This window comes from Nocardioides sp. (assembly GCF_024509035.1).
Lineage (GTDB): Bacteria > Actinomycetota > Actinomycetes > Propionibacteriales > Nocardioidaceae > Nocardioides.
In genome coordinates, this window is the sequence record NZ_JANINT010000281.1 from 1,272 (window position 1) to 1,950 (window position 679).

Consider the following 679-nt stretch of genomic DNA (forward strand, 5'->3'; position numbering starts at 1 on the left):
CCATGCTGATGGCGGGTTACCTCGAGAACCCCGAGGCCACCCGCGAGGCCTTCACCGACGACGGCTTCGTGACCGTCGGTGACATCGCGGTCGCGGACGAGGAGGGCTTCATCTCGATCGTGGACCGCAAGAAGGACATGATCATCTCCGGAGGAGTGAACATCTTCCCGCGCGAGATCGAGGAGGTGCTGGCTCGGCACCCGCACGTCGACGAGGTCGCCGTCGTGGGCCTGCCCGATGAGGTGTACGGCGAGCGCATCACGGCCTTCGTGGTCAGCCGCGAGAACAGCACTCTCGACGTAGCCGGTCTGGAGCAGTACGTGATGGACTCGATGGCAAAGTACAAGACGCCGCGAGAATGGCACGTTGTCGACGCGTTGCCGCGCAATGCCAGCGGCAAGATCCTCAAGCGCAACCTGCGTGACGACTATCAGCCCGACTCCCCTGGCGGCACCGGCGATCCCGGAGCCTCCCAGGGACAATCCACCACCAGCTGAGCTCGACCGAAGGAGATGCGATGGTGAGCGAAGGCCAAGCTGCCGCGGCGCGGACGAAGGTCGCCACACCCGAGGCCGCCGGTCCGCTGGGAGTCAGCCGCGTCCGCCCTGCCTACCAGCAGGTCGCCGACCAGCTGCTCGACCTGATCCTCAGCGGCCAGCTCGCGGCCGGGGACCGGCTT

1 pseudogene is annotated in these 679 nt (G+C 66.7%); it reads left to right on the forward strand.

Annotation, left to right across the window (positions count from 1 at the left end):
* Nucleotides 1-497: pseudogene (locus tag Q0L15_RS18900) on the forward strand (AMP-binding protein); the annotation flags it as partial.
* Nucleotides 498-679: the final 182 nt, after the last annotated feature.